Here is a 15,159-nt window from a genome sequence, read left to right as displayed (position 1 = left end):
GTGGGACATTACAGGAAACGTGAACAAATGCTGTCAGGGAAGTCGCGCAAATCGCGTCGGGAAAACGCAGACACGTGCGCTGCCGGCGGATCCCAAACCGGACGCGGTATCGAGTTCCGACTATCCCGGAGGACATGCGGATCGGTACATTCACACGCCTCCCCGCCTTCGCCAGACCGTAGTTCAATTCTTCACGCTCCTGAAACGATGCCCATGCCACTCGTCGCATCGCGCCTCTCACGCATGATGATGCTCGCGCGTCGCACGAGCGCGTTGGCGCTGCTCACCGGATGCTCGGTCGTCGCGCAAACACCGCCTCCAGCGTCCGCACCCGCCGCCTTACCCAAGGTGTTGGTCATCGCCACTGGCGGCACCATCGCCGGCGTGCAGGACGCACCCGGAACGCTTGGGGGCTATCGCGCCGGCACATTGCCCGCCGAACAGATCATCGCGTCGGTCCCTGAGCTGTCCAAACACGCGGTCATCGAGGCCGAGCAATTCTCCAACGTGGCCAGCACTGCCATCACGCCCGCGCAATGGCTGGCGTTGTCCAAACGCATCGAAACCGTGTTGCGCGAGCGCAAGGATCTGGCGGGCGTCATCGTCACCCACGGCACCGACCGGCTTGAGGAGACGGCGTTCTTTCTGTATCTCACGGTGCGTTCGGACAAACCGGTGATTGTCGTCGGTGCGCAGCGCCCGGCCACCGGCATCAGCCCCGATGGACCCATCAACCTGCTGGCGGCCGTGCGCACCGCGGTGTCACCGCACGCGGTGGGCAAGGGGGTGATGGTGGTCATGGACGATCGCATCGTTTCGGCGCGCGAAGTCCGCAAGATCTATCAGCGCACTGGCGGATTTTCCGGCGGTGAAATGGGAATGCTGGGCGTCGTGGGCGCGAGTGGTCCGGAGTTTCTCTTTGCACCGGTCCGGCGACATGGCGAGCAGAGCGAATTCGACATGCGGAACGTGGACTCGTTGCCGCAAGTGGAGATGGCCTTCAGCTACCCCGGCGGCACCGGTCCGCGCTACGACACGCCACCGGCCGGCATCGCCGTGCAAAGCAATGGCTTTACGCGCGCCGAGTCGGAGACCTACACGGCCCTGCGACGTGCCGGAGTGGTGGTGGTGACGGTGTTTGCTGGCGGCGATAACATGAGCGGTGTAGGTCGCGGCGGTGGGCCCGGCCCCGACAGTACACAGCGTGTTGCGGCACGACGCGATACCACCAACGTGAACGCATCGCGCGCAGGAACAGACTCCGTTCGCACACCGCCAGCGCCGCCCATGGTGACCGCGCAGCATCTCACACCAGCCAAAGCGCGCATCCTGTTGATGGTCGCCCTCACCCGCACCAAGGATCCGCGCGAGATCCAGCAGCTCTTTCTGCGGTATTGACTGCGGGGAATGACGCGCGGCCGCCGTTCAGAGCGAGCCCAGTCTTCTTGCCAGCACGCTGGTCCGGTTCTCGGTGCACGGCGACGCCGTTTCATCGCCGCCAGAGACCGTGACGGTCCAGGAGACCGTCGCGCTCGGGCTGATCGTGTTGGCGGTCGGGAATCCAGTGACGCCGCTCAGGTCCGGCGTGGTGATCGTCATGGTGGACCCGGCTAAGTACCCGTTGGATGCCTGAACGAGCACCGTCCTTGCGCCGTCGTGGTAACGGAGTTCAACAGTCCCGTTGTACACTGTCGACAAGGCACCCAGGGAGGCCTGCAGACGCTTGTAGGGTCCGGGGAGTACCAGCATCGTTGGTGCATTCATCACAGGTGGCAGCGTCAAGGTGCGCGGCTGAAGCGTATGGAAGGACACGGAGACGGATCGATAGGTTGTGATGCCTGAACTGACGACGGTCAGGAGATGGAAGTCGTCTGCGCGCTGCGCCAGTGCCGGAATCCCATATACGTTCGGCGCGAACCCATGAGGCGCAGATGCGTAGAGGTCACTGGCTGTGCAGGCGTTTCTCGTCAGGTAGGCCATGGAGTGGGTCAGCGATTCACCACCACTGACTGCCCCAATAATTGAGAGCACCTCACGCGCCACCGCGACCGATTCGGGGCCAAGCAGGTCAACCGGTTCCGTCAGGGATTCGCCGTCCGGGATGTTCAAGTCGCGCCGAAGCAATGCGCGGAAGCCAGCGCCGGGCTGACTCCATCCCACAAGGTCGTGCACGCCGGGGCGGACTGAGGAGATCGTGAAGTCCGGCGCCGTGTTGGTGGAAAAACCGGAACCGCCTCCGAGGTGATAGGACCACTGCGGGCCGGACCCCGGATGATTCGCGTGACCGCGCACGGTCTTTGTCGTGAGATCCCGCGGGCACATGTCGATGGGTCGATTGGTGAGCTCCGCTTGGCTCAAGTAACGCACGGTGAGCGGCGCATTGGTGGCGACGTAGGCGAAACCGCCACGGGGCTGGGTCACGGTAAATCGAAACGTTCCGGCCACGGGATCCAGTCGCAACCACGGTCCGCTGCCATCCTGACCGGCCACCCACTCCGGCGTTTCGCACTTGGACCAGTCCAACAGGACATTACCCACCGACGTCGACCTCGGATGCACGACCACCGGCACGAATGCGACTCGCATCGCACTGGGCATCAGCGCGCTCGGTATCGCGCGCAGCGCGACCGTGTACGTGCCGGCGTTGATATCCGCAGACGCCGAGACATCCAGCGCAACCGTATCGCCTGTGGTGGACGACGGGAGTACGCTGACGGTGAGACCGACCGGCACATTGTCAGCGGTGAACGCCACATCACCCGCATAATCCGTGCGCGCAATCGTGACGGAACTCTTGATCGCGGTTCCCTGGAACAACTGCAGGCTCGTTGATACAGGTTTGAACTCGATGCCAGCTTCGGTGACTCTCAAATCGATGTCGGCGGTCGCATCCGGTACGCCCGCAGCACGGGCCCGGAGCGTGATACGCGACGTGCCGGGGAGGGCCGCCGCCGTGATCGCGACCGTGAACGTCGTACTGCCGGCGCCTGGTGCAAGCGGGTGCACGACGGCCGTGACGCCGCTCGGCAAATTCTCCGCGGACAGCGTCACCGCGCCAACCTGAGTGGCACGGTTGACGATAAGCTCCGCTGCGCGCGTTGACACTTGCGGCGCGGTGATGGAAACGCCAGTCAGCAGTTGCAGCGGCTCACCGCTCACGTTCACGGTCATTGGGACCGTGCGGTCGGTCACCCCCGGGCCCGTGCCGCGCACGAAAACGTCATACGTCCCGGACGGGACGGTTGACGCCACAGCGATGGTGAATGGGGTGCTGGTCCCGGCGAGCGGGCTCTCGTCGAAGATGGCGCTGATTCCCGTCGCGCCGCCAAGCGTGAGGGTGACCGGCAACACGTAGTTCGTTCGCGTGATCGTGGCCGAGGAGCGCCCAATGCCGCCTTTGGCAATCGTGACCGTGGGCGTCGTGATCAACAAGTTGTAGGTCAGCACCGACCCGATGTCGATGGTCATCTGCAGCGTCGCGTCTCGCAGGCGATCGGCGCGACCGCGAAGCCCCATGTTGAACGTGCCTTGCCGTGCTGTGGAATCAGCGTGAAGCCGCAATGTCACCGTGGTGATCTGACCTGTGGTCTGTTCGTTTTCCAGCAGCGCCGTCATGCCGTCTGGAACATGCTCGGTCGTCAACACCACAGGTCCCGTGAAATCGCCGATCCGCGACAGGGTCACGTGCATCGACATGTCACCGCCCGCAGGAAGTCTGATCGATTCCGACTCCACAGCAATTGACAACCGCGCGTCACTCGCGGCGGGGCCCTCGAGCAGGCGATCGACCTTTGCGCAACCGAAAAGGGCAAGCACGCATGTTGTCGCGGCACCCAGGACCTGGCTGCGGAGACGTGAACGGCGATATGCGGTGGGACGGACGGAAGGCGGCACGACTCCTCGCGTGGCCGGTGACGATCCCTCCAGTCTGCGGAGTCCCACGGGGCACCGCAAGGTGCGAGGCGCACACGTACAGACCATACGCTCTGCCTTTGTTCGTCCTTCTTTCATCGCGTGAGCTGCGCGCGTGAAGAACGGTCCGCGTAGGCTGCGGGTGCACGACCTCGCAGCGGCCGCTGGCGTTGCGGTTGCGGGATCCCAAAGTGGCGGCCGCCGTGTTGCGCGAGCGCAAGGATCTGGCGGGCGTCATCGTCACCCACGGCACCAAGGATCCGCGCGAGATCCAGCAGCTCTTTCTGCGCTATTGAGCGCAGGATTGCCGCGCGGTGGCGTCATCGCGCATCGCCTCAACGGGGCCCCATGTGCGGGGCCCCGTTGCTCAATTCACCCTATCGAAATGGCGCGCCGTCAGGGCACCGGCACAATCACCTGTTCCCAGGTGAACACGCCGGGTGTGTTGGGATCAATGTGGAGCTTGAGCCAGTCGATGTCCGCCTCGATGCTGCGGTCCACGGTGAGTTGCGTGATGTTGGCCGCCGGCGTGATTCCGTACAGGCTGAACCAGGGCACACCCACATCCACGCGGAGGTCGTGACTGTCGCCGCACACGATCAACACGGGGCGCTTGAAGCTTTTCGCCAGCGCGGCAACGCGCTCGAGAAACGCCTGATGGGCCGTAAACACGGCACCGGCGGCGCGATCTTCGGGATGCCACATGTCGGCCTGCAGGAACAGCACGACGCCCTTCGCGTGTTCTTCGCGAGCCTCTTCAAAGGTCCGTTCAAGCCATCGGATGTTGGCGGCATTGCGCGCCGCGTACTCGGCCTCGCGCGACGCCCCCTCGGCCGCCGTTTCCGGCTTGAGCACGGTGACCAATGGACTCAGGCTGATCGTGTCCTTCCGATCACCGAACCACGCCGCGCGCCCGTTGTTCGAGCCGATCACGTGCAGCGTCGAGAAGATCACCCGTGACGCCGTCCACGAGACATTCTCCGGAAAGTTGCGCTGCACATCCACCCGCTGCTGCTGCCCACCCAGCGTGCGACCGGGATTCGCGAAGAAGAGCTCCCGGATCTTCGCGAGCCGATTGAGCGGGTTGTAGCCGCCATTGTTGGCGCGATGACAGTCGGTCCACTCGTTATCGCCAGGCGTGTAGACGAGTGGATCAGCGAACGTGGAGAAGCTGGTGGCGATGGACTGGAACCACGCGTCGGTGCATTTGGTGCTCCCCGATTTGATGTCGCCGATATGAATGGCGCGCGTGACCTGGGGATCGCTGTTGATCGCACCAATCAACGTCGGCATCAGCGACAGGGCAGAAGCGGGCGTCCGTGGCTCGTACGGCACATCACCGATCACGGCATAGGTGGTGGGGCGGCTGTCTTCGTCGCGATCGTCGTCGCGTTCATCTGCGCCCTCGTTGCGCTGCTGACGATCGGTCGAAGCGGACACCTCGGTCAGCTTCGGGATATCATTAGAGCAGCCAGTGCTCAGGACGCCGAGTCCAACAGCAAGCCAAAGGCCCGCAATAGTGCGCTGCATATTCGGTTCCGGTGAAGGGGGAGTTCCAGGGTGCCCGCGGAACGTGTTGGCCTCCAGTCAGCGTCCTATCACCGTTGTGTATCCAGTGTGTGACAAGTCAATCCATGCGCGTGGCGCAGGCATTCAGCTACCCAGACGCAGCCAGCACTTCGAGCAGCCGCGGCGCCCCGATGTTCTGTCCGCAGGAAATCGCCACGCGCGTGGCCCCGCGAAAACGCGCATCCGACTTCGCGTGCTGCAGCAGTGCCGCAAACGCCACGCCGGCAGACCCTTCCACCAGTTGGTGAAGGTGATCGATATGGTCCCGCATGGACCGCGCAATTTCCTGCTCGCTCACCAGCAGCCACTCGTCGACGAGCGTGCGACAGTAGTCGAACGTGATCGCGTCAGCGTCCACACCGCCGGCGGTGCCGTCGGAGAAGGTCGGCAGGGATTCGAGCTCCAGCATTCTCCCGGCCCGTACTGATTCATGCATCACGCAGGAATTCGCGGGCGAGCACCCCACTATGTGGATGTCAGGGTTCCGCGCCTTGAGCGCCGCGGCAACCCCGCTGATCAAGCCACCGCCGCCCACGCTGACATACACCACGTCGATCTGTGACAGCTGACGGAGCAGCTCAAGGCCAATCGTGCCCTGCCCTGCAATCACGTCGGGATCGTTGTATGGTGAGAGGTAGTGCCATCCTTCAATTGCCGATACGCGCTGCGCCTCTACTTCCGTATCGTGACTGTCACGTCCGAAGAGTTCGACCCGGACACCGGAGCGTCGTACCGCCTCGAGTTTCGACGGCGAGACGGTTTCGGGGAGAAAGACCACACCCGGTTTGCCTGCCGCTCGCAATGCATGCGACACGGCAATCCCATGATTGCCCGAGCTGGCAGTGGCGATGGTGAGCCCGCGCGGGATGGCGCGCATCACGGCGTTCGTGGCACCGCGCAGTTTGAATGAACCCGTGCGCTGAAGGTGTTCTGCTTTGACCCAAACCGGTCCGCCGGTGTGCTCACTGTACTGCGGCCACTCGACAACCGGCGTCTCCAGCACACTGGGCCTGATAGCTGCATCTGCGCTCGCAATGGCCGCCACCAGCTGCGGGTCTACGAGCGGTAAATCGGGCCGTGATGGCATGCTGGTGGGGGCTTTCACGTTATGCGCGGCAGGAAAGGGGCTGAATGCTGGACCGACCAACTGTCGCGTCAACAATTCCGCGCGTCATGGCCGGAACAACGCCGCATGTCCAAAGGCCGCGCCCGTGGCCCCATGCGGCCACTGGGGTCGATTGAATGTGATGCCTCGCTGCCCATCGGTCCCCTTGAGGGTCTCGTCCCACCAGAGGCGTCCGGAAACGGAGTCCACATGCGCAATCAGCATGCGATTTTCGCCGCCATTCTCGGCGCCAACGAGGAATCGGTCCGAACGTGGGTCTTTAGCAAGCCAGTGCGGGCGGAACACCGTGTCGGCCGTAAGTCGCGACACTTCCACCGGATGTGCCGGGTCGCGGATATCGAGGGCGACCACAGCATGAATGGCGCCGACCGCCATCAACCAGTAACGGCCCACCACAATTGGAATTCCGCATGAGCCGACCTTCTCCGGCGGAACGGCGAACGTGAACACGTTGGAAACCACCGGATGCGCCAGCTCCAGCGAAGTCACGCGATAGAGGCCGCAGCCGAATGCATTGAAGAGAATGGAGCCATCGGGCATCAGTCGTGGCTCGAAGGGGAGATGATGCCCATTCGGCATGGGCGTTCCGTCCGCCAGTGTCGCTGGTGGCACTTGCGTGGTGCCGAGCAACTTGAAATCGGAGTATCGCCACATCTGGATCACGTCGGCGCTCGTGTCCTCCATCATCGGTGCACTGGTCACCAGCAGGCGATCAATGGCCGGCAGGAACGCGAAGGAATACGGCCGGATTGGCACGTGGACACTCGAATCGGCCGCGCTCGCCGATCGCAGCACAGCGCCTGCCGAGTCCACCTCAGCGATGCCGCCATGACCTGCGGGCCGCATCGTGTCGCCGACCACCGGGCTGGCCCCCTCGCTTCGCAGGAACCCCACCATCACGTGACCGTTCGCCAGACGCACCATGTCGTGTGGATACCGAAACGGTGCGACTGTCGGTAGCGTGCGCACCAGCCGCGGACGCTCGGCGTCTGCCGTGTTGAACAGGAAGATCTGCTCGCTCATATGCCCGTTGGCAAAGAGGAGCTGCGTGGAGTCCGGGAGCACGTATTCCAAATGATGCGGCATGGTCCCGTTCGCACCGACCGGTGTTGTGGTCAGCACCTGACCATAGGTGGGACTTCCGGCACTCACGTCGATGACGGCCAGGAAGTCCGGGTCCTTCATGTCCCAGTCTCCCGCCCACACATACAGAAACCGGGACGGAGTCGGGCCCTGCGCGGACCGGTTGCACGCGAGCGAACAGACAAGAAGGACGGCCAACGCGGAACGCAACCGACTCACCACTCGCGCACCCGCATGTTCCGCAACGTCAACGCACCGTTGTGGTCACCCTGAATGGCGATATGACCCTTGTGACCGCGCCCATACTTGGCCCACGCCTTGAACTTGCTCCCCTGCACCTTGGCTTCCCAGTCGGGGCTCCACAGTTCGTACTCCAGTTTCGTGCCATTCAGCCAATGTTCAACATGCGCACCTTTCACCACAATGCGCGTGCTGTTCCACTCACCGGCAGCCTTGACGATGCCGGTCGGCAGGGCATACAGGCCGTACGCCGCTCCCGCCGAGGTCAGACGGTTTCGTCCGTCGGGCGCATTGGCGTCATCCAGCAGTTGATACTCGGGCGCGCTCCAGTACACGCGATCAAACTCTTCGCTGCCCCGATAGAAGAGCCCCGAATTCCCGCCCTTCTCCAACTTCCAGTCCATCTCGAACTCGAAATCGGAGAACTCGTCTCGGGAGATGATATCCACCGTGCTCTTGGCTTTGCCGAGTGTGCCGTCAACGACGGTCCAGCCGGAGGGCATGGTATCCATCTTGTAACCGCGCCAGGCACTGGCGGTCTTCCCGTCAAACATCGTGCGCCACTCACCCCGTTTGGCCTGCGCCGACCCCGACTTCGCGGTGGTCATGCACGCGGTGAGGGACAGCAGTGCGAAAAATGAAATTGCGGCAGTGGATTGGCGCATGATGATGGCTGGACGTGAAGGCTGCGATTGTTCGTGATGATGAGGTTGCACTACGGCCACGTGAAGATATCCGTCGTCGGATTGCCACGTCGCGCCCGGGCAATCTGCGTCGGTTCGCGCCAGAACGCCCGTCCCGTGATCCGATAGGTGACACGGATATCAACGCCCTTGGCCTGTTTGTCAGCCACCAGCGGGTACGCCACATCCACCCGCGCCACGGAGCGTGACGCCCGAGGGACGGCGGCCAACAGACTCAGCCCGACACTGCTGCGAAATCCATCCTCGCCAAACGGGACCTTCGCGGCCCACATCTGACCCGCTTCGGCAAATCCGGCCAGCCCCCACCCCAGATAGCGCGAGATGCCGGGCATGTTGATGCGCTGCTCGCCACGGGCAATCAATCGGCGTCCTCCGCTCAGCCGCGACCCCACGTAGCCGCGCAGCCCGCTCTGCGCATCGGCCATCGTGAGTTGATAGGGCACGCTGTCGGATGAGGAGCCGGCGTACTCAAGGGCGATCACCCGCGTCTGACGCGCGCTGACATGGTGGTACCACGCCAGGCGCCCGCTCGCCACGCCATCACCCCACCCACTGGTGTTCTGCCGCGCTTCGGCCTGAACCCGCAGGCCCACGAAGGATTGCGCACCGCCCACGGCCGTGTAGAAATCGGCCGTCGCAAAATTGCGTCGATCATCACCGCTGATGCCCTTGCCGATGGTCGTGGCCAGCTGCATGCCGCGCCCCACATCCTGCACGCCTTCCAACCCGTCAAAGGCGCGCACTTTGACGAACGACAGCGCACGAAGCCCCAGTACCATGCCCGCGCGGGTGCTCTGCTGTCCACGATACCGCCCAGTCAACGCCGCCTCGGTCGTATCGACGAATCCATGGTCGGTGATGCGAACCACATCGTCGCCGGCGCTCCGACGCTCCGTGCTGGCCAGCGCACCCACCAGATAGGTCACGCGCCCGATGGCGTTGAGGCGCAGGGCAACACCGGCGTCGGCCCGTTCGCGCGCGGTCTGAATCGACAGGGCGTCGCCATCCGGGCGAGTGAACGACGTGTACCCATCGTCCTTCACGTATCCCGCGTATCCCGCCACGTGTTGCAGATCGGTCAAGAACGAACGACCCAGCGAAACCAGCGCGAAGGAGCCCAGCGGTGTCTGGGCGACATTCACCTGCGCGAGATTCGGCCCGCCCAACACATGGTAGTTCGCATAGCGCGCGCCAAACCCGTCGCGGAACCCGCGACCGTCGCGCCAGCGCACGGCGCCAAGTTGCCCCGAACCACCGATGTTGGAATTGCCCAACTCCACGTCGTTCGGCTTCGATTCGCGCAACCCCATCCCGATAATCGGACGAATGTCATCGATGGTTTCGACCTGGATGCGGACCCGTCCATCGGCTTCATCAAAGACACGCACGGTCGCATCGGCCAGATACGGCAACTGACGCAGCAATCGTTCGGTCTCGTACCGACGATGTTCAGTGCATTTCCCGCCGCCATGCAATTGCACAAACGGTGCAATCGCCGCGGCTCGCGTGGGAGCGCCCAGCAGCAATGGCTGCAGCACCGTTCGGGCCCATCCCGGCGCTCGCTGCTTGTCCATGACCGTGCGCGCCGATCGCTGGATGTCGACCGCCGAGATGATCTGGCCGTCGCACGGAATGATCCGCTCCGACAACACCGGCGCGTCCTGCGCGACGGCCGTGGAGGCCACTCCAAGTGCGATCAGCGTGAAGGAAAAACGCATGCCTGTAGCCTACTCGATTCGCGACGTCCCCGGAACATGCGGACGGTCGGGCTCGCTCCCCTCGGGCGGCGGTTCGTAGGCGTACGTCAGCACCATCGCCACGATCCAGCCAATGCCAGTCCATCCCAGCAGCAGGTTGGTGGCCGTGATCTTCCACCGGCGACTGCTCTGTCGCTTCCAGGCCAACATGGTCGGCAACAGGTACAGCAGCGCGAGAACAACCAACATGACCGCGCCCTTGGGGATGCCACCGCCCTGATATCGGGAAACGGAGTCGGCAGGGTCGAGTTGCAGGGCGTCAAACATGGCGAAAGATAGCAAGGTGGCGTCACGCGCCGGTCGGGGTAGATTCTCGCGATCCCTCAGCTTACCCTCGGAGCCTTCATGTCATCTGACCGTCGCGAGTTCCTGCAGCGCCTCACCATCGGGAGTGTCGCCTTCGGCGCGCTGCCCGCGTCACTCGGCGCCGCCGAACCCGACGCGGTGTCGGTCCCGTTCAACGAGTTCGCCGCCATCGACCAGCAGCCCGCCGCGCCCACCTTCGATGTGGCCTGGACGCAGAAACTCACCGGCAAGTACAAGACGGTGTTTGACGTACCGGCCATCAACGGCGGCAGCGGCGTGTGGCGCGCCGGTATGTGGAAGAACCACTATCGCGACGTGCTTAAGGCGGAGCCCGCGGACATGAGCTCGGTCATTGTCATTCGTCACGAAGCCATCCCCCTCATCATGAATCATGAGTTCTGGGACGCGTATGACGTGGCCAAGGAGAGCAAGGTCCGTCATCCCATGACCGACAAGAAGACACGACGCAATCCGGTGCTCATGACCGCCGAAGACGACAAGCTACCGGCCAGCTTCGTCGGCTACACGTTGCCGAAGCAAATGGAACGCGGCGCGATTGTACTCGGCTGCAATCTGGCATTCGCCGGCATGGTGGCGATGGTAGCCAAGAAGGACAAGCTCAAGAACCCGGAAGCCCGGGCCAAGGCGCTGTCGATGATCGTGCCAGGCGTGATTTTGCAACCGAATGGAATTTTCGGAGTGACGTTGGCGCAGCATAACGGATGCGCGTTCGTGGCTGCGTCGTAGTACAACTGATTGAACCGCAAAGTGCGCGAAGGTCGCCAAGGACAACGCAACATGCGTCGTGTTCCTTGGCGACCTTCGCGCACTTTGCGGTTCAATCAGTTGTCATGGCTCACACCGCGTCCGACAAACTCGAAAACGTAAAATCCCGCACCTTGATCGGCGGCATGTAAATCGCACCACCCGCCCCCAGTGCCTCCGACGCGTTGATGCGAATCGTCGAGCCCATCGCCAGCAGGTTGTTCAGGAAGAAGATCGGCGATTCGTTGAACCGGAAGTTTTTGATCGCCCGCGTGACCTTGCCGTTCTCGATGAGAAACGTGCCGTCTCGCGTGAGCCCCGTATTGAGAATCGTGCGCGGATCAACCGAGCGAATGTACCAGAATCGCGTCACCAGAATCCCGCGCTCCGTGTCCCGTATCATCTCCGGAATCGAAGACGTGCCGCCCAGCATGCGCAGCGATCGCGCACCAAAACCACCACCAACGCGGGTGGGTTGCACGCCCTGCTTCTGCGCCCAGAACCGGTCGTAGTTGAGATGCTTCACCACGCCGTTCTCGATCCAGGTCACTTTCTCCAACGGCAATCCACTGCCATCAAATCCGCCCGTGGTGCTGGGCGCGTCGTCAGGGTCGGTAGTCAGCGTGACGCGCTCGTCCACCACCTTCAGCCCGATCTTGTTGCCCCCGCCGGCCTTGGAGAAGAAGGACCGTCCCTCATCCGCTGCGCGCGCCTGCATGGCACCGGCAATGAGCTGCACGAGATTGCCCACGGCCGTCGGTTCGAGGATCGTCGTGTAGCGCCCCGGCTCAATGGCCACCGGCGACCGCGATGTCTTCGCCTTCTCCACCGCCGTCGCCGCCACTTGTTTCGCATCGATGTCCGCAAACGTCGTCCCGTCGCTGCACGCCCACCCCGACCCGGTGCCGTCGGGTGAACGCACCGTGGCCGTCATGGTCACATTGGCGCTCGCGTCATACGCGAACAGCCCCTTCGAATTCGCCAACGCCACCGCGCTCGCGCGACACTCGATGAATCCGGTCGCAATCAGGTCGTTGGCCCGCGCCAGTTCGGTCACCAACTTCGCCGCCGCCGCGCGTTCGGCCGGTGACGGCAGGGAAATCACGCGATCTCGCGCCGCCGGATAGCTCTGCTGCGACAACTCCGGCATGCGCTCGGGATTGGGCGGCACCAGCTTGGCAATTTCGTTCGCCTGCTGCGCCGCTGCCGCCAGCGAGGCATCATCCAGCCGATTGGTGGACACGCTGGCACTGCGGTTGCCCACAAACGCCGTGATCGTCACGTTCGTATCGCGATTCTCACCCGAGGTCGTGACCTGATTCAACGCAAATCGCGTATCGGCCCTGGCCGAACTCGTGATGTTCACCCGCGTCTCGTCCGCCGGCGAGTTCTTGAGCGCGCGCTGCGCAATGTCCTGCGCTTCGGCGCGCGACAGAATATTCACCGGCGCGTACAACGACATCGGTCCGAAAGACTCCCCGTGGCGGCTCATGCCCGTCTCCCGGTGTTGATGATGTTCACCTGACCGAACAGCGATGGCACACAGCCGTGGCTGACGGAATTGGATTGCCCCGGTTGACCCTTCGCGTCGCCGAATGCGCCACCCAGCACATAACTACGGGGACCACCAATCGCCTTCAGTGAGCCCCAGAAATTGGGCGTGCGGAACTGATAGGCCACGTCCTTCAGCATCCCCACGATCTTGCCGCCCTTGATCTCCCAGAATACCTGACCGGCAAACTGCCCGTTGTATCGTTGTTGATCGATCGAGAACGAACCATCACCGTAAATCGCGATGCCCTTGTCGATCTTGGCAATCATGCTTTCCCAGGTGTCGTCGTTCCTGCCGGGCTGCAAGCTCACGTTGGGCATGCGCTGGAATTGCACGTCAGCCCAACTCTGCGCGTACGAACAGCCGTAACTGCGGACTGGCTTGCCAACTTTCTTGTAGTAGTCGGCCATCAGCGTGGCCTGTTCGCGTGTCGTTTGATAATCCACAAACACGCCGTCCTTCACGATGTCGAACTTGGTGGGCTTCACCGCCTCGTCATCCCATCCAATCGCACCCAGTGAGCCCGGCTGTTCGCGATCGCCCACAATGTTCATCAGTTCGGTGCCGTACTTGAGCTTGCCCAGCACTGCGTCCGGCGGCGCCACGAAACTCGTGCCCGCATAGTTGGCCTCGAAGCCCAGCGCGCGGTCCAGTTCCGTGGGGTGCGCAATCACTTCGTGAATGGTCAGCCACAAGTTCGACGGATGCAGCAGCAAGTCGTATCGACCGGGCTCCACCGGCTTCGCGCTCAGCTTTTCCACCGCCCATTCCGCATATTGCGGCGCGCGGTCGGCCAGCTTCGCGTTCAGCACATGCTCGTAGCCCAATCCCATGGGCGCGATGTCCGTGCTGTCGATCGACTGGAAGTCGGTGCGATCGGCGGACACGGCCGAGACCGACATCGACGGCGAGGTACGATAGATGGTCTGTACGAGGTACGAACCGTCGCTCGTCATCAGCGACTTCTCTTCCCGCAAGAAGAACATCGATGCGCTGGCCGTCTGGATCCCCTTCACCTTGAGCGCCGCGTCGGTGGCCGCCAGCAACACCGCCACTTTGTCCGGCACCGCGATCGTGAACGGATCGGTAGTGATCGGACTCTTCCACGTGCCAACCTGGTTGCCCGGAGTCGGCGCCAGCACAACCGGCCGCAGTTGGCTGGCACGGTTGGCCTTGGCCTGATCGAGCGCCGCACGCGCGATGGCGGCCACGGAATCGCGCGTCAGTTGACTGGTGGCCGCAAAGCCCCACGCACCATCCACCAACGTGCGCACACCCATGCCAAACGTGTCCACGTCACTCACACCCTGCACAATACGATCACGCACGTTGACGTTCTGCTGGCGCCGCGCTGCCACCCGCACGTCGGCATACGACGCGCCGCCCGACTTGGCCACGTCAATGGCATGCTGCATCAGCGCCTTGATGGCGGGATCGTCAACCGGCAGCGCGTCAGACGCCGAGTGAATGAGGCCGGACGCCGACAGTCGCTGGCCGGCGACCAGCGTACCGGCGGCAACAGCAGCGGACGTCTTCAGGAAATCGCGTCGCGTTCGAGTCACGGGAAGGTCCAAGGGACGAGGAACAGGAGAGCGGTGACCGGCCGGCGTGGTCACGCTGTTGTCTTCATACATTACCATGATTCTCAACCACCTGCCTCTTCCGGCCCATTCGCTTCGCGGCGCGACCAAGGTACTGCTGGTCGCCGTCTGCGCGACGGCCGCCGCCTGTGGTGATTCGGCGAAATCGCCGTCCGAACCCAAAACGCCCGTTGGCATCGCCGGGCGCATTACCTCCGTGGTGCCGACGGGGAGTTTTCGCGGCACCATCCGCGTCGAGGAAAATCCCCTCGCCCCGTCGGGCGGCAACAAAGCCCTCGTCACCGTAACGGGCGCGACCACGATCCTGCTGCTCTCACGCGCTGAGGGCGAGTTCCGCCAGCTGCGGTCCGGGCAATGGGTACGCGTCTGGTTCAATGGGCCGGTCGCCGAGTCGTATCCGGTGCAGGGCACGGCGGCGACAATCGTGATCGATTCCGCTGGCACCACCGTGATGAATCGCGTCCCACGATAGGCGACACCACGTCCACGGTCGGTTGACGTGATGGCGCGATGGGGTAGCTTCGGCGAGGATTCCACTCCTGTA

The 15,159-nt window shown here is 63.4% G+C and carries 12 protein-coding genes; 3 read left to right on the top strand and 9 right to left on the bottom strand.

All coding sequences use genetic code 11. The annotated features are described in order from the left end of the window. The first annotated feature begins 207 nt into the window (after positions 1 to 207). Positions 208 to 1,398, top strand: coding sequence for an asparaginase (locus IPP90_14950; GenBank protein ID MBL0171988.1), 1,191 nt, complete (start codon positions 208 to 210; stop codon positions 1,396 to 1,398). Positions 1,399 to 1,425: 27 nt separating this feature from the next. On the opposite strand, the gene IPP90_14945 is transcribed toward IPP90_14950, so the two are convergent. From IPP90_14945 to IPP90_14915, 7 genes are all read right to left on the bottom strand, one after another. Further along, on the bottom strand, positions 1,426 to 3,696 hold the full coding sequence (locus IPP90_14945; GenBank protein MBL0171987.1) for a hypothetical protein: 2,271 nt from the start codon (positions 3,694 to 3,696) through the stop codon (positions 1,426 to 1,428). Between the two features lie 612 nt (positions 3,697 to 4,308). Beyond that, a complete protein-coding gene (locus IPP90_14940) occupies positions 4,309 to 5,259 on the bottom strand; it encodes a hypothetical protein (protein ID MBL0171986.1) in 951 nt (316 codons plus the stop codon). Between the two features lie 310 nt (positions 5,260 to 5,569). Then, a complete protein-coding gene (locus IPP90_14935; GenBank protein ID MBL0171985.1) occupies positions 5,570 to 6,568 on the bottom strand; it encodes a pyridoxal-phosphate dependent enzyme in 999 nt (332 codons plus the stop codon). A gap of 84 nt (positions 6,569 to 6,652) precedes the next feature. Further along, positions 6,653 to 7,792, bottom strand: coding sequence for a hypothetical protein (locus tag IPP90_14930; protein ID MBL0171984.1), 1,140 nt, complete (start codon positions 7,790 to 7,792; stop codon positions 6,653 to 6,655). Positions 7,793 to 7,905: 113 nt separating this feature from the next. After that, positions 7,906 to 8,595: a DUF1080 domain-containing protein gene (locus IPP90_14925; GenBank protein MBL0171983.1), complete on the bottom strand. Its 690-nt coding sequence runs from the start codon at positions 8,593 to 8,595 to the stop codon at positions 7,906 to 7,908. 50 nt (positions 8,596 to 8,645) lie between these two features. Then, positions 8,646 to 10,352, bottom strand: coding sequence for a hypothetical protein (locus tag IPP90_14920; GenBank protein MBL0171982.1), 1,707 nt, complete (start codon positions 10,350 to 10,352; stop codon positions 8,646 to 8,648). A 9-nt stretch (positions 10,353 to 10,361) separates the two neighbouring features. Beyond that, positions 10,362 to 10,658: a superinfection immunity protein gene (locus tag IPP90_14915; GenBank protein ID MBL0171981.1), complete on the bottom strand. Its 297-nt coding sequence runs from the start codon at positions 10,656 to 10,658 to the stop codon at positions 10,362 to 10,364. A 78-nt stretch (positions 10,659 to 10,736) separates the two neighbouring features. Between IPP90_14915 and IPP90_14910 the strand changes: the two genes are divergently transcribed. Next, positions 10,737 to 11,444 carry a hypothetical protein gene (locus IPP90_14910; GenBank protein MBL0171980.1) on the top strand — a complete coding sequence of 236 codons (708 nt, stop codon included), beginning with the start codon at positions 10,737 to 10,739 and terminating at the stop codon, positions 11,442 to 11,444. 109 nt (positions 11,445 to 11,553) lie between these two features. Here the strand turns inward: IPP90_14910 and IPP90_14905 are convergent, their stop codons facing one another. Further along, positions 11,554 to 12,924: a TldD/PmbA family protein gene (locus tag IPP90_14905; GenBank protein MBL0171979.1), complete on the bottom strand. Its 1,371-nt coding sequence runs from the start codon at positions 12,922 to 12,924 to the stop codon at positions 11,554 to 11,556. A gap of 26 nt (positions 12,925 to 12,950) precedes the next feature. Beyond that, complete coding sequence (locus IPP90_14900) at positions 12,951 to 14,576, bottom strand: twin-arginine translocation signal domain-containing protein (GenBank protein ID MBL0171978.1); 1,626 nt, start codon at positions 14,574 to 14,576, stop codon at positions 12,951 to 12,953. Between the two features lie 76 nt (positions 14,577 to 14,652). Here IPP90_14900 and IPP90_14895 point away from each other — a divergent pair, with 76 nt between their 5' ends. Beyond that, positions 14,653 to 15,087, top strand: coding sequence for a DUF3221 domain-containing protein (locus tag IPP90_14895; GenBank protein MBL0171977.1), 435 nt, complete (start codon positions 14,653 to 14,655; stop codon positions 15,085 to 15,087). Positions 15,088 to 15,159 lie beyond the last annotated feature (72 nt).

This window comes from Gemmatimonadaceae bacterium, from assembly GCA_016720905.1.
Taxonomy (GTDB): Bacteria; Gemmatimonadota; Gemmatimonadetes; order Gemmatimonadales; family Gemmatimonadaceae; genus Gemmatimonas.
This window is presented reverse-complemented; position numbering and strand designations above follow the sequence as displayed.

Coding starts and splice junctions, on each gene's coding strand:
- IPP90_14945 (MBL0171987.1), bottom strand. CDS start 3,696: ATGTCGATGCACGTGACCCTGTCGCGGATCGGCGATTTCACGGGACCT.
- IPP90_14930 (MBL0171984.1), bottom strand. CDS start 7,792: ATGAAGGACCCGGACTTCCTGGCCGTCATCGACGTGAGTGCCGGAAGT.
- IPP90_14935 (MBL0171985.1), bottom strand. CDS start 6,568: ATGCCATCACGGCCCGATTTACCGCTCGTAGACCCGCAGCTGGTGGCG.
- IPP90_14950 (MBL0171988.1), top strand. CDS start 208: ATGCCCATGCCACTCGTCGCATCGCGCCTCTCACGCATGATGATGCTC.
- IPP90_14895 (MBL0171977.1), top strand. CDS start 14,653: ATGATTCTCAACCACCTGCCTCTTCCGGCCCATTCGCTTCGCGGCGCG.
- IPP90_14915 (MBL0171981.1), bottom strand. CDS start 10,658: ATGTTTGACGCCCTGCAACTCGACCCTGCCGACTCCGTTTCCCGATAT.
- IPP90_14920 (MBL0171982.1), bottom strand. CDS start 10,352: ATGCGTTTTTCCTTCACGCTGATCGCACTTGGAGTGGCCTCCACGGCC.
- IPP90_14905 (MBL0171979.1), bottom strand. CDS start 12,924: ATGTCGTTGTACGCGCCGGTGAATATTCTGTCGCGCGCCGAAGCGCAG.
- IPP90_14925 (MBL0171983.1), bottom strand. CDS start 8,595: ATGCGCCAATCCACTGCCGCAATTTCATTTTTCGCACTGCTGTCCCTC.
- IPP90_14910 (MBL0171980.1), top strand. CDS start 10,737: ATGTCATCTGACCGTCGCGAGTTCCTGCAGCGCCTCACCATCGGGAGT.